At 60.9% G+C, this 13,898-nt stretch carries 13 protein-coding genes and 1 pseudogene (1 of these 14 running past the window's edge); 7 read left to right on the top strand and 7 right to left on the bottom strand.

Translation table 11 applies throughout. From position 1 onward, the window contains the following. From hrpB to U5G49_RS22200, 3 genes are all read left to right on the top strand, one after another. Window positions 1-1,485, top strand: partial view of an ATP-dependent helicase HrpB gene (gene hrpB / locus U5G49_RS22210; RefSeq protein ID WP_193444503.1) — the 3' portion only. 981 nt of this gene lie to the left of the window's left edge; only the last 1,485 of its 2,466 coding nucleotides appear in the window; its start codon lies beyond the left edge, outside the window; the stop codon is at window positions 1,483-1,485. A gap of 23 nt (window positions 1,486-1,508) precedes the next feature. Further along, window positions 1,509-2,837, top strand: coding sequence for an ActS/PrrB/RegB family redox-sensitive histidine kinase (locus U5G49_RS22205; RefSeq protein ID WP_376770323.1), 1,329 nt, complete (start codon window positions 1,509-1,511; stop codon window positions 2,835-2,837). 67 nt (window positions 2,838-2,904) lie between these two features. After that, complete coding sequence (locus U5G49_RS22200) at window positions 2,905-3,483, top strand: ActR/PrrA/RegA family redox response regulator transcription factor (protein ID WP_025396545.1); 579 nt, start codon at window positions 2,905-2,907, stop codon at window positions 3,481-3,483. A 23-nt stretch (window positions 3,484-3,506) separates the two neighbouring features. Here the strand turns inward: U5G49_RS22200 and U5G49_RS22195 are convergent, their stop codons facing one another. After that, window positions 3,507-4,001, bottom strand: coding sequence for an MmcB family DNA repair protein (locus U5G49_RS22195; RefSeq protein ID WP_018244200.1), 495 nt, complete (start codon window positions 3,999-4,001; stop codon window positions 3,507-3,509). Window positions 4,002-4,180: 179 nt separating this feature from the next. Between U5G49_RS22195 and U5G49_RS22190 the strand changes: the two genes are divergently transcribed. Then, on the top strand, window positions 4,181-4,864 hold the full coding sequence (locus tag U5G49_RS22190) for a L,D-transpeptidase (RefSeq protein WP_193444504.1): 684 nt from the start codon (window positions 4,181-4,183) through the stop codon (window positions 4,862-4,864). A 77-nt stretch (window positions 4,865-4,941) separates the two neighbouring features. Here the strand turns inward: U5G49_RS22190 and U5G49_RS22185 are convergent, their stop codons facing one another. From U5G49_RS22185 to hslV, 6 genes and pseudogenes are all read right to left on the bottom strand, one after another. Then, the gene (locus U5G49_RS22185) at window positions 4,942-7,113 is read right to left on the bottom strand and encodes a malate synthase G (RefSeq protein WP_193444505.1); all 2,172 of its coding nucleotides are present in this window, start codon (window positions 7,111-7,113) and stop codon (window positions 4,942-4,944) included. An 85-nt stretch (window positions 7,114-7,198) separates the two neighbouring features. After that, entirely contained in the window at window positions 7,199-8,611 is a 1,413-nt protein-coding gene (locus U5G49_RS22180) for a cytochrome P450 (RefSeq protein ID WP_028734075.1), read from the bottom strand. 47 nt (window positions 8,612-8,658) lie between these two features. Next, window positions 8,659-9,606, bottom strand: coding sequence for a DUF1402 family protein (locus U5G49_RS22175; protein WP_018244196.1), 948 nt, complete (start codon window positions 9,604-9,606; stop codon window positions 8,659-8,661). A 189-nt stretch (window positions 9,607-9,795) separates the two neighbouring features. Further along, entirely contained in the window at window positions 9,796-11,103 is a 1,308-nt protein-coding gene (gene hslU, locus U5G49_RS22170) for an ATP-dependent protease ATPase subunit HslU (protein WP_011649875.1), read from the bottom strand. Further along, window positions 11,100-11,192 (bottom strand): annotated as a pseudogene (locus tag U5G49_RS22165) (GNAT family N-acetyltransferase); the annotation flags it as partial. The pseudogene U5G49_RS22165 and the gene hslU, both read right to left, overlap by 4 nt. A gap of 30 nt (window positions 11,193-11,222) precedes the next feature. Beyond that, complete coding sequence (hslV, locus tag U5G49_RS22160) at window positions 11,223-11,750, bottom strand: ATP-dependent protease subunit HslV (protein ID WP_018244195.1); 528 nt, start codon at window positions 11,748-11,750, stop codon at window positions 11,223-11,225. A 290-nt stretch (window positions 11,751-12,040) separates the two neighbouring features. On the opposite strand from hslV, the gene hisB reads away from it, so the two are divergent. The 3 genes from hisB to hisH are packed head-to-tail and all read left to right on the top strand — an operon-like array spanning window position 12,041 to window position 13,810. Next, complete coding sequence (gene hisB / locus U5G49_RS22155; protein WP_017962665.1) at window positions 12,041-12,649, top strand: imidazoleglycerol-phosphate dehydratase HisB; 609 nt, start codon at window positions 12,041-12,043, stop codon at window positions 12,647-12,649. Between the two features lie 22 nt (window positions 12,650-12,671). Beyond that, entirely contained in the window at window positions 12,672-13,157 is a 486-nt protein-coding gene (locus U5G49_RS22150; RefSeq protein WP_018244194.1) for a DUF2628 domain-containing protein, read from the top strand. Window positions 13,158-13,159: 2 nt separating this feature from the next. Beyond that, a complete protein-coding gene (gene hisH / locus U5G49_RS22145) occupies window positions 13,160-13,810 on the top strand; it encodes an imidazole glycerol phosphate synthase subunit HisH (RefSeq protein WP_018244193.1) in 651 nt (216 codons plus the stop codon). The last annotated feature ends 88 nt before the right edge of the window (window positions 13,811-13,898 follow it).

Genomic DNA, 13,898 nt, shown 5'->3' with positions numbered 1-13,898 from the left:
GCGGGTCGTGCCGGACGAACGGAGCCGGGCATCGCGGTCAGGCTGTGGCACCAGGGACAGACGGCGGCATTGCCGGCCTTCACACCGCCGCAGATCCTTTCCAGCGATCTCTCGGGGCTGGTGCTCGACCTCGCGCATTGGGGCGTCCAAGATCCTGCATCGCTTGCCTTCGTCGATCAGCCGCCGGAAACGACGCTGAGGGAGGCGCGGGTTCTGCTTGGCCAGCTCGGAGCGCTCGACAAGGACGGAGCGCTGACAGCGCGGGGCAAGGTCATGCGCGATCTGGCTTTGCCGCCGCGGCTTGCCGCCATGGTCGTCTCGGCCGGAGAAGCGGGACACGCACGGGATGCGGCGATGATCGCCGTGCTTCTCACCGAGCAGGGGCTTGGCGGAACGAGTATCGATATCGAGGAGCGGCTGCGACGCTTCAAGGCCGAGCGGGGCGAGAGAGCGGAGGCTTCAAGGCGGCTGGCAGGACGGCTGGCAAGCGGTCTCGACAGCGTTGCCTCAACGGCGCCGGCGCTTGCAGGCCAACTGCTGCTGCATGCGTTCCCAGATCGAATCGCACTTCAGCGCGGCGGGCGCGGGCGATTCGTAATGGCGAACGGGCGTGGAGCGGAGCTACCGGAAACCGAGAGGCTGGCCGGCAGCCAGATGCTGGTGATTGCCGACCTGACCGGACGGGCAGCCCAGGCGCGGATTCTGGCAGCTGCCGAGGTGACACGCGGCGACATCGAAGCCGAGTTACCCGGCGAAATCAAAACCGGGGACCAGATATTCTTCGACCGACAGAGCCGGCAAGTCAGAGCGCGGCGGGCAACCCGACTCGGCGCGATCGTCTTCGAAGAGACGCCGTTGCCACGACCTTCCGGGGCAGCAGTCACCCAGGCACTGGTGGAGGGAGTACGCGAGCTGGGGCTCGATCAGCTTGCCTTCTCGAAAGAGGCCGTGCAGCTTCGCGAGCGGATCGGATTCCTTCATCGGACGATCGGCGAGCCCTGGCCTGATGTCAGCGACAGCGCCCTGCTTTCCCGGCTGGACGAGTGGTTCGCACCCTTTCAGACCGAGGCCCGCGGCCTTTCCGAGATTTCCGCAGCCGGCCTTTCGAACGGGCTGATAGCGCTGGTACCGCACGAATTGCAGCGCGACCTTAGCCGGCTTGCGCCAACGCATTTCGAAGCGCCGACCGGCCAAAGGCATTCGATCCAGTATGAGGGTGAGGAGCCGGTGCTGACGATCCGCGTACAGGAGCTGTTTGGACTGAAGCAGCATCCAGCCATTGCCGGTGGCCGCCTGCCGCTGCTGCTCGAGCTCACCTCGCCGGCGCACCGGCCGATCCAGACGACACGCGACCTGCCGGGCTTCTGGGCCGGCTCGTGGAGGGATGTGCGGGCTGATATGCGCGGCCGCTATCCCCGGCATCCCTGGCCGGAGCGGCCGGAGGATGCGTTGCCGACGACACGGGCAAAACCGCGTGGTACATGAGGGCCATTCAAGGAGCCCCCGGCATGATCGACAAGCCTAGCATGATCGACAACACGGAAGGCTATACGCTGGATGACCGGCACAACAGCCGCAGGCTGCGTCTGCAGACATTGGTGCGGCTGCGCTGGCTTGCCGTCGGCGGACAGGCGCTGACGGTTTTTATCGTCGCCTTCTGGCTGAAATTTCCTCTGCCGTTGATTGCCAGCTCTTCGTTGATCGCCGCCCTTGCCTGGGTGAACTTCTACCTGACGATCCGCTATCCACCGACCCATCGGCTGGAACCGCCAGCCGCCTTTGCGCTGCTCGGCTTCGATCTCTTGCAGCTCTGCGCTCTGCTCTTCATCACCGGTGGCCTTGCCAATCCTTTCGCGGCGCTCGTCTGCGTGCCCGTCATCATCTCCTTTGCCTCGCAGCCGATCCGCTACAGCACCGCGCTGATCGGCTTTGCGATGGTCTGCATCACGGTGCTTGCCTTTTCGCCCTTTCCGCTGCCCTGGTTCGACGGGGTCGAGATCAACGTGCACAACGTCATGCAGTTCGGTGTCTGGTGCTCGATTGCCTCGACGATGGCATTTGCCGCCTTTTATGCCTATCGGGTCTCGATGGAAGCGAGCCAGCTTGCCGATGCGCTGGCTGCGACCGAACTGGTGCTGCAGCGGGAAAAGCATCTGTCGCAGCTCGACGGCCTGGCGGCTGCGGCCGCCCATGAGCTCGGTACGCCGCTTGCGACGATCAGCGTCGTCGCCAAGGAAATGGAGCGGGAACTCAAGAACGACGATCGTTTCCGCGAGGACGTGATGCTGCTGCGCAGCCAGAGCGAACGCTGCCGTGACATCCTGCGGCGGCTGACGACGCTTTCCTCCGAAGGCGAGGCGCATATGCGCCGCCTGCCGCTTTCGTCGATGATCGAGGAGATCGTCGCCCCGCACCGGGAATTCGGTATCGCTCTCGAGCTCATCGAAAAGAGCCCGCGCAAGGGTGAGCCGGTCACCGACCGCAATGCCGGCATCATGTACGGGCTCGGCAACCTGATCGAAAACGCCGTCGATTATGCGCGGGAGAAAGTGATCGTTACTGTCGAGCACGATCACGACAAAGTGCTGATCGTCATCGAGGACGATGGCAACGGTTATGCGCCTGACATTCTGACGCGGATCGGCGAACCCTATGTGACCAAGCGGCAGAAGGAGGATACGGCGGGCGGCCTCGGGCTTGGACTTTTCATCGCCAAGACGCTGCTGGAGCGCTCCGGCGCATCGCTGGTTTTCGAGAACCGCGATCCGGAAAGTGCGGGCGCGCGTATTCGAATCGAATGGCCGCGCATGCTGATCGACGCAAATTCGACAAAATGACTTTGTCGGCATAAACAGGAGATAGCGGTTGACGCAGATCGGGCGCTCAACCGCCGGGACCGAGACGATGACAGAACAGAATCATGACAATTTCGCCGCGTCGGATGAGGATCATATCGGTCCCGACGCCAGCCTACTGATCGTCGACGACGACGGGCCGTTCCTGCGCCGCCTGGCCCGGGCGATGGAGACGCGCGGCTTCCAGGTGGAGACGGCCGAATCAGTGGCGGAGGGCGTTGCGAAATCGAAAGGCAGGCCGCCGAAATATGCGGTGGTCGACCTTCGGCTCGGCGACGGCAATGGGCTCGACGTCATCGAGGCGATCCGTCAGCGGCGCGACGACACCAGGATCATCGTGCTGACCGGCTACGGCAATATCGCAACGGCGGTAACGGCCGTGAAGCTCGGCGCCGTCGATTATCTTGCAAAGCCTGCAGATGCCGACGACGTGTTTTCGGCGCTGACACAGCGGCCGGGCGAAAAGGCTGAGCTTCCCGAAAATCCGATGTCGGCCGACCGCGTGCGCTGGGAACACATCCAGCGGGTCTATGAAATGTGCGAGCGCAATGTTTCCGAAACGGCGCGCCGGCTCAACATGCACCGGCGGACGCTGCAGCGCATCCTTGCCAAACGCGCGCCGAAATAGCCGAACACGTCGCGCGCTTATAATCAGACGTCGTCCACAGTGAACGGTTTTCCGCTCGCCCATTCGGCCATCATCAGCCTTTGGGCGGCGGCACGCGAGAAGTTGAGCGTGACGGATTTGCGCGTGGCCGGCGCCATGCGGTGTTCCGGCGCCTCGCGAATCATATGGGCGCCATAACCATCCGACAGGAACAGTCCGCATTCCTCGGGAAAGATCTCCAGCGGCACATCCTTGTGAGTCGCAAAGAATAGACGGTCGCAATGCAGCTTATATTCCGGCCATTTGCGATCGACCCTGAAATCCTCGATCGACGTCTTGATTTCGATGATCCAGACCTCGCCCTTGTCCGAAAGAGTGATCAGATCGGCGCGGCGGCCGCTGGCTAGCGGCAGTTCGGGCAGCACGGCGTGGCGCATTTCATGCAGCAATATCTGCGTTCCGCGCCGTACCATCATGGCCCTGTCCGATTGCCGGCCATCGATTAACGGATTGTTATTGTAAACGCTCAAAATCGTCATGGATAACCATCAGAGGGGCTGGCGTGTTGTTGCAAAAAAACCATGCGCTTCTAATTTGCGCGGCAGATGGATTTGTCGCGCTGCAGTAGCCTTGCAAAGCGCAAGTTAATCGAAAATAAACCATAATCAACGATGGTCGAAAGACCGTTCTCCTTGCCCCAAAACTTCAAGAGTCATCCATGCGCATCTGCAATGCATTCCCTGTATGTGGCCTGCTGGCGACGCTCGCTCTGGCCGGTTGCTCCACGACATCAGACAGCGCATCCGTCGACGACAAGGGCGCAGGCCCAACGGTACAGACAGCACAGATCTTCAATGACGCCTACGGCGTGACGAAGGATGCCGGATACTCCCTGCCGGCGATCCCGATTGATAGGGTCAAGCCGCAGTTCCGCCGCCAGGTCGTCAGCTACGAGACCACCGAGCGCCCCGGTACGATTATTGTCAACACGCGCGAACGCTTCCTCTATTACATCCTGGCCAACGGCAAGGCGATGCGCTACGGCATCGGCGTCGGTAAGCAGGGCTTCGCATGGGCCGGCACCGCCTACGTCGCCTGGAAGCAGGAATGGCCGAACTGGCACCCGCCAAAGGAAATGGCCGTCCGTCGGCCTGATCTCGCCAAGTACGTCGAAGACGGCATGGGCCCGGGCCTTACCAATCCTCTCGGCGCACGCGCCATGTATCTCTTCAACGAAGACGGCAAGGACACGCTCTTCCGCCTGCACGGCACGCCGGAATGGGCCTCGATTGGCACCGCCGCTTCCTCGGGCTGCATTCGCCTGATGAACCAGGATGTCATCGACCTGTACAGCCGCGTCCGTCCCGGCAAGGGCACGTCCAAGGTCGTCGTCATCCAGTAAGCTAATTGCCGAATTCGGTATAAAAAAGGCCGCCGGACTGTCGTCCCGGCGGCCTTTTCGCATCCTCCCTCACGCCATCAGGCGGCCTGTTTCGCCTTGAGCTCGAGGCGACGGCGGTGAAGCACCGGCTCGGTGTAACCGTTCGGCTGCTCCCTACCCTTCAGGACGAGATCGAGGGCAGCCTGGAAGGCGATCGAATTGTCGAAATTGCCGGCCATCGGCTGATAGGCGATATCCGACGCATTCTGCCCGTCGACGACGGCGGCCATGCGTTTCATCGTCTCGACGATCTGAGCTTCGGTGACGACCTTGTGATGCAACCAGTTCGCCATGTGCTGGGCCGAAATGCGCAGCGTCGCGCGATCTTCCATCAGGCCGACATTGTTGATGTCGGGCACCTTCGAGCAGCCGACACCCTGATCGACCCAGCGCACGACGTAGCCGAGGATGCCCTGGGCATTGTTATCGAGCTCGCGCTGGATTTCCTCCGGCGTCCAGTTCGGCCGCACCGCAACCGGCACGGAGAGAATGTCGGAGAGCTTGGCGCGAGCGCGGTCCTTCAGTCCCTGTTGAACACGGGCGACATTGACCCGGTGATAATGGGTGGCATGCAGGGTTGCGGCCGTCGGCGACGGCACCCAGGCGGTGTTGGCGCCAGCCTTCGGGTGGGCGATCTTCTGTTCAAGCATCGCTGCCATCAGATCGGGCATCGCCCACATACCCTTGCCGATCTGGGCGTGGCCGGAAAGACCGCATTCGAGGCCGATGTCGACGTTCCAGTTCTCATAAGCGGAAATCCAGGCCGCCTGACGCATGTCGCCCTTGCGAATCATCGGACCGGCTTCCATCGAGGTGTGGATCTCGTCACCGGTCCGATCGAGGAAGCCGGTATTGATGAAGACGACGCGCTCGCGGGCAGAGCGGATGCATTCCTTGAGGTTGACGGTCGTGCGGCGTTCCTCATCCATAATGCCCATCTTGATGGTATTGCGCGGCAGGCCAAGCGCATCTTCGACGCGCGAGAAGATTTCGACGGCGAAGGCGACCTCTTCGGGCCCATGCATCTTCGGCTTGACCACATACATGGAGCCGGTGCGGGAATTCTTCTTCCTGCCGGCCGGGCCAATATCGTAAAGCGCGATCAAGCCGGTGATCACAGCATCCATGATGCCTTCAGGCACTTCGTTGCCGTCGCGGTCGAGGATCGCCGGATTGGTCATGAGGTGGCCGACATTGCGCACCAGCATCAGCGAGCGGCGATGCACCTCGAAGGAGGTGCCGTCAGGACCGGAATATTGCAGATCCGGGTTGAGCTTGCGGATGAAGCTTGTTCCGCCCTTTGCCACCTCTTCCTGCAGGTCGCCCTTCATCAGGCCGAGCCAGTTGCGATAGACGACGACCTTGTCCTCGGCATCGACAGCGGCAATCGAATCCTCGCAGTCCATGATTGTCGTGATTGCCGACTCCAGCCAGACATCGGAAATATCGGCCGGATCGGCCTTTCCGATCGTCGTCGTCGCATCGATGACGATTTCGATGTGAATACCATTGTTCTTCAGAAGAATATGCGTGGGAGCGGCGGCGTCACCACGATAGCCGGCAAAATGTTTGTCGTCCGTCAGCATTGCCTGCTCGCCATCGATCGATCTGACGACCAGCGCTCCATCCTTGACGGCGAAGCTTCCGACATCCTTCCAGCGGCAGTCCTGCAACGGCACTGATGTATCGAGGAAATCGCGCACCCAGGCTATGACCTTCTCGCCGCGTTTCGGATTGTAGCCCTTACCCTTCTCGGCGCCGTCGCTCTCGGGAATCGCGTCCGTGCCGTAGAGCGCATCGTAGAGCGAGCCCCAGCGGGCATTGGCGGCGTTCAGAGCATAGCGGGCGTTCATGACGGGAACGACGAGCTGCGGGCCGGCGATCGAGGCGATCTCCGGATCGACATTTTGGGTCGAAACCTGAAAGTCCGAGCCTTCCGGCAGGAGATAGCCGATTTCGCGGAGGAAGGACTGGTAGTCGTCCATATCCGCCGGGACGCCATGCCGGCGATACCACTCGTCGATCTTCACCTGCAGGTCGTCGCGTTTTGCCAGCAGCGCACGATTTTTCGGGGCGAGATCGTGGACGGTCGCCGAAAAATCGGCAAAGAACTTGTCTGCATCGACCGCCAGACCCTGCAGCACCTCCTTGACGAGGAAATCATGAAGGACGGTTTCGATGGCAAGACCGTTCTTATCAACGCGGCTCATGCGACATTCTCCCTGGCAACGACTTTGAATGCTGCCACTTTGCCCGGCTTTCATTCACAGTCAATTCTGCAATAATTCGAAAGATTTATGCCTTCGTGGAAATTATGCGCGGTGTCACGCGCATCGGCAGGCCGTTCTGCGGCTGCGTCGTCAGCTTCTGCACCGGCCAGGGGTTGGTCTGATCGGTGGAATCGAAACGATAGCGATGCATCAGGACGGCAAGGGCGATCACCGCCTCCTGAAGTGCAAATGTTGCACCGATGCAGACACGCGGACCGGCGCCGAAAGGCAGGAACTGGAAACGGCCGATCGAGCCGCGATTTTCCGGCAGGAAGCGTTCGGGCATATAGGCACGTGGCCTGTCCCAGTGAAGTTCGTGGCGATGCAACGTCCAGGGCATGATCAGCACCGTGACACCGGCCTCGATCTCGACCTGCTCGCCCTTGGGGCTTGTCCAGGAATCATTCGATATGGCGGCGCGATTGATGGATGGCGCCGGCGGATAGAGGCGCAAAGCCTCCTCAAAGGCGGCGCGCGTCTGCGGCATCATATCCAGCCATTCCACGGATTCAGCCCCGGTGGCAAGCACCGCGTCGATTTCTTCTTCCATCGCTTCGCGGATATGCGGGCTGTTTGATACGCAATACAGCGTCCAGGCCAATGCCCGGGCTGTGGTCTCATGCCCGGCGCCGATGAAGGTCAGAATATTGTCTTCGATCTCCTCCTTCGTCAGCCCCTCAGGGCCGGCCTGTTCCAGGAGCAGGGTCAGGAAATCCTCGGGCGCGGTGCTGCGATTCGCCTTCATCTTTGCGAGCCGCATATCCATCGTGTTGCGCACGATGGCGCGGAATTTCTCCAGCACTTTCTGACCGCCGATGCGTGTCACACGTGGAACCCAAGACGGAGCGCGCATCAGATCCATCGGATCGACGCGGCCCATGCGATGCAGGAGTTCATTGACATCGTCGGCGAAATGGCCGCTCGAGGTGACGATTTCACCGGAGAACAACGTATCGGCGAGAATCGCGAAGGTCAGCTCGGTCATGTCGGTGCTGATATCGAAAATTGCGCCTGCCTCGTCTGCGCTCTCATATTTACGGACATAGTCTTCGGACTGGCGCAGCATCTGCCCGGCGAAGCCTTGGGCGTGGCGAGGCGTGAAGACAGGCGCCACCGCCTTGCGCGATCTTTTCCAGACCGAACCTTCGGCGGTCAGAAGGCCGTCGCGGAGGATCGGACGCAAGACGAGTTGGCGCACATCCGACATGCGGTAATTATTGGCATTGTCGACCAGCACATGTTTGATAAGGCCGGGATCGTTGACGATCAGCGTCCTCTGCCCGAAGAAATTGGTACGGATCCAGGGAAGCGTGTAGGACGGCTCGCCCCAAAGTTCGAGCGGATTGCGCAGGATGATGCGAATGATTTCCAGCCGGCTCGGCGGTACGGTACGCGGCAGCGGTGCTGGCGGAACGAAGGGGTCCGGACGCATGTCCATCGTAAAAGCCTTTCGGGGAAGATCTAAGCTTCCCGGCAAGCTTGAAGCTAGAGCAGGCCCTTAAGTTCGTCCAGCTTGTCGTTGATCAGCCAGCCGTAATAATTTTCTTCCGGCCAGACGGTCGTACCGGCGCCCCGGTTCTTCGCAGCAAGTGCTGCGGCGCGCTGGCGCGAATTGCCGACATTATAAAGCGTCGCCGTCAGGCCGGGATTGCCCGAGATATCCATGCCGGCGATCTCCTTGTAGTCGTCGATCGACCTGCGGATCGAGGCCGCGACGAAGGCGAGCGAGATATCGGGATCCATGATTGCCTTGTAGACGGCGCCGGCATCCTTCTCATTCAGCTTCGGATAACCCGACACGCGGGTCACGAGATCGGAGAGCATCAGTGCCGTCAGCGGATTGACCTGGCCGAGGCCGAAGGTCTGGCCGGCGTAGAAAGGCTGGAAGAAGACCGCGCTGAAGCGGTTGTTGGGGAAACTCTTGCCGCCTAACGTCTTGCCGCGGAAATCGCTTTCCCAGACATCTTCGCGGCAGGACCAGAGCGTGTAGGAATCGCTCTTGCCTTTGCATTCGGAAAATTGCGGCCGCGCCACGAATTCGTCGACGCTTTCGCCGTCATAGGCGAAGCGGAAGCTTTCTCCGGCATAGGAGGCCGCCTTGACATAATAGGCCTGCAGCCGGTCATAGGCGTCGACATTATAGGTGTGCTCGCCGACGATCGCGCCGACGACATGGATGGGATTGATGCCGTAGGCGCTGGAGATCTTGCGGATCTTGCCCATTAGCTCGCGATCGGTCGCCAGAAGCTCATGAACCTTTTCGTATTTCAGATCGAAGCTGCTCTTGGTGCCCTTGGTGCGCCTGATGGAAGCGCCCGGAATATCGGGCTGCTCAGCGTGACGATTGCCCGCCGGCACCGTCTGCATTGCGAAGGCAGGCGCCGAATTCACCAGGGCAACGGCAATCATAAGGCTTGTCAAAAGGCGTCGCACGATCCGTTATCCCGTCCGTTCCATCGTCCTGTTTGCGATGCGGCTGCCTGGACCAGAATCTTGGCCGAATAAAGCCGGAGCAGAAAACAAAACGGGCCTTCACTAGAAAGTAAAAGGCCCGCTGTCGAGAGTCGAGTTCGTCACAATCCGGCTTTCATACCGGGAAAGACATGAACCGGTGCGCCGATATCACAGAATGAAGCGCGACAAGTCGGTGTTCTGTGCGAGATCGCCGACATGCTCGCGCACATAGGCGGCATCGATCGTCACGGCCGTCCCGCCCCGATCCGGCGCGTTATAGGAAATATCGTCGAGCACCCGCTCCATGACCGTCTGCAGACGGCGTGCGCCGATGTTTTCGACGGAGGAGTTCAGATGCACGGCGACATCGGCAAGCGCGTCGATCGCGTCGTCGGTGAATTCGAGGCTCAGGCTTTCGGTTTCCATTAGTGCGCGGTACTGACGGATAAGGCTCGCTTCCGTCTCGGTCAGGATTCGACGGAAATCATCCTTGTTCAGCGGACGCAATTCGACACGGATCGGCAGGCGGCCCTGCAGCTCCGGCAAAAGATCCGAGGGCTTGGAGACATGGAAGGCGCCGGAGGCGATGAAGAGGATGTGGTCTGTCTTCACCGGTCCGTACTTGGTCGAAACCGTCGTGCCTTCAACGAGCGGCAAGAGGTCGCGCTGGACGCCTTCGCGCGAAACGCCGGCGCCCATGCCACCGTCGCGGGCGGCGATCTTGTCGATTTCGTCGAGGAAGACGATGCCGTCATTCTCGGTGGAGCGAACGGCTTCGCGCTGGATCACTTCGTTGTCGATCAACTTGTCGGATTCGTCGCGGATCAGGTCGCTGTAGGAGGCCTTGACTGTGGTGCGGACCTTCTTGGTGCGGCCGCCCATCGCCTTGCCGAACATTTCCGACAGGTTCAGCACGCCGATATTGGCGCCCGGCATGCCAGGAATTTCAAAGCCACCCATGCCGGAACCGGCATCGGCCACCTCGATATCGATTTCCTTGTCGTCGAGCTCGCCATCTCTCAGCTTCTTGCGGAAGTTTTCGCGGGTGGCGGGCGAAGCGGTGGTGCCGACCAGCGCATCGAGAACACGCTCCTCGGCGCTCACATGCGCCTTGGCCTGCACCTCGGCCCGCTTCTTCTCGCGCACCAGACCGATGCCGACCTCGACCAGATCGCGGATGATCTGCTCAACATCGCGGCCAACATAGCCGACTTCGGTGAACTTGGTGGCTTCCACCTTGATGAAGGGTGCTCCGGCAAGTTTTGCCAGGCGGCGGGAGATCTCGGTCTTGCCGACACCGGTCGGGCCGATCATCAGGATGTTCTTCGGCATGACTTCATCGCGCAGGCTCGGGTCGAGCTGCTGGCGGCGCCAGCGGTTGCGCAGCGCAATTGCGACGGCGCGTTTGGCATCATGCTGGCCGATGATGTAGCGGTCGAGTTCGGAAACGATCTCGCGGGGGGAAAAGGTCGTCATTGGGTGTTATTCTCCTGGCGGTCCAGGGCCATTAGCAGCGCCCGGCCGTAATTCGTCGTTGTTTCGCCAAGTCCTCGAAGGCCTGTTCGTCTAGGCCAAGCGGCCAGAAGGCATGGGGTTCAGCCTTCAACATCCAAGGATTCCACCACGATATTGTGGTTCGTGTAGACGCAGATGTCGGCTGCGATATCGAGGGCGCGGCGAGCAATCTCTTCGGCCGATTTGTCAGTATCCATAAGCGCACGGGCGGCGGCCAAGGCAAAATTGCCGCCCGAACCGATCGCCGTCGTGCCATGCTCAGGCTCCAGGACGTCGCCGTTGCCGGTGATCGCCAGCGTGATCGACTTGTCGGCGACGAGCATCATGGCTTCGAGATTACGCAGGTATTTGTCGGTGCGCCAGTCCTTGGCGAGCTCGACGGCGGCACGCATCAATTGACCGGGATATTGCTCAAGCTTCTTTTCGAGCCTTTCGAGCAGGGTAAAGGCATCGGCAGTGGCGCCGGCGAAACCGGCGACGACTTCGCCCTTGCCGATACGGCGCACCTTGCGGGCATTGCCCTTCATGACGGTCTGGCCGAGGCTCACCTGGCCGTCGCCCGCCATCACTACCTTGCCGCCTTTTCGAACTGTAATGATTGTTGTCATAAAACACCTGTCCGCCCATGACGCGGGCCGTTACGCTAGAGCATGATGCCGAAAAGTGTGAAGCGGTTTTCGGACGACATCATGCTCTATTTCTTCAATTTAGATCCGGATTCAGATCTTAGGCCGAAGGGCCTGAGATCATCCGGATCTAAGCCGCACACCGGCCTTGTTGAGCCCTATGTAAGTGGGCCGAGGCAGATTGCAAATGGGCCGGCTTTTCTCTTGCCCGGCTTCTGGATATTTCCCGATGCGCCTGATAAGGAACGGCCTTATTCCCGATGGAGGGCCATATGGCCGAGACCGCAGCAAGCCGCACGGGCAGCGTTTCCCGCAAGACCAACGAAACCTCGATTTCCGTTTCCGTCAATCTCGACGGCACCGGCAAATCGACGATTTCGACGGGCGTCGGCTTCTTCGACCATATGCTCGACCAGCTTTCGCGACACTCCCTCATCGACATGGAGATCGATGCCAAGGGCGACCTGCATATCGACGACCACCATACGGTCGAAGATACGGGCATCGCCATCGGCCAGGCGATCTCCAAGGCGCTCGGCGACCGGCGCGGCATCACCCGCTACGCCTCGATCGATCTCGCCATGGACGAGACGATGACCAAGGCTGCTGTCGATCTTTCCGGTCGGCCGTTCCTCGTCTGGAACGTCGCCTTCTGCGCGCCGAAGATCGGCACTTTCGACACCGAACTCGTTCGCGAATTCTTCCATGCGCTCGCCCAGAATGCCGGCATCACCTTGCATATTCTCAACCATTATGGTGCCAACAACCACCATATTGCCGAGACATGCTTCAAGGCCGTTGCCCGCGCATTGCGCACGGCGACAGAGATCGATCCGAGACAGGCGGGCCGTGTTCCCTCGACCAAGGGCACGCTCGTCTGAGCCCTTAGAGGGAGCGGCGACAATGACATCCAGCTATATCTTCCTGACACCGCCCGGCAGCACGAGCGCCACGGCCGACGAGACGCGAACCATCCGCGACGGCTTCACGCTGCTCGGCTTCCTGTTTCCATGGGCGTGGCTGTTGGCGCATCGGCTTTGGCTGCACGCCGCCGCCGCGTTTCTGCTGCAGGGGATTGGTGGTGCGCTGATGGACGAACCGGGCCTCGGGCCGGCGGGAGCGGCAATCCTCCTGGGCGTGAATATGCTGGTCGGTCTCGAGGGCCAGAATTTCCGTGTCCGCAAGCTTGCCGCCAAGGGCTGGAACGAAGACGCACTCATTGCGGCCGATACGATCGGCATTGCAGAGCAGGTCTATTTCTCGGACAGGGCTGTAATCGCGGATAGCGACGACGCCGCGGCACCGGACTGGCAGAACAGGGCCCGTCCGAACAGCCCGCGCGGCCACGGCACATCGCTTGGTCTCTTTGGTTTTGATGGAGGACGCTGACGATGCGCGTCGCGATTATCGACTATGGCTCCGGTAACCTGCGCTCGGCGACCAAGGCTTTCGAGCGTGCCGCCCGCGAGGCGGGCATCGATGCCCATATCGATCTTACCGACCGGGCGGAGGATGTTGCCGCGGCCGATCGTATCGTGCTTCCCGGTGTCGGCGCCTATGCCGATTGCCGGCGCGGCCTCGATGCCGTGCCTGGGATGGCCGAGGTGTTGATCGAGGCTGTCGAGAAGAAGGCGCGGCCGTTCTTCGGCATTTGCGTCGGCATGCAGCTCATGTCCTCGCGCGGCCTTGAGAAAACCGTGACGCACGGCTTTAACTGGATTCCCGGTGACGTCGTCGAGATGACGCCTGACGATCCCGCGCTGAAGATCCCGCAGATCGGCTGGAACACGCTCGACCTGAAGCGCGAACATCCGCTCTTCGAGGGAATTCCGACAGGGTCGCAGGGGCTACATGCTTATTTCGTGCATTCCTACCATCTTGCTGCCGAAAACGCCGAGGATGTCATTGCGACGGCCGACTATGGCGGACCGATGACCGCTTTCGTCGGGCGCGACAACATGGTCGGCGCACAGTTTCATCCGGAAAAGAGCCAGAAGCTCGGCCTAGCCCTGATCGGCAATTTCCTGCGCTGGAACCCATAGTTCACGCAATTCCGGACGCAAAATCGCTGTGCAGTTTTGCTGGAATTGCTCCAAGGGCTGGCTTTTAATACAGCCGCCTTATTTCCTC

The sequence above is a fragment of the Rhizobium indigoferae genome (assembly GCF_034554815.1).
GTDB lineage: Bacteria > Pseudomonadota > Alphaproteobacteria > Rhizobiales > Rhizobiaceae > Rhizobium > Rhizobium leguminosarum.
This window is presented reverse-complemented; position numbering and strand designations above follow the sequence as displayed.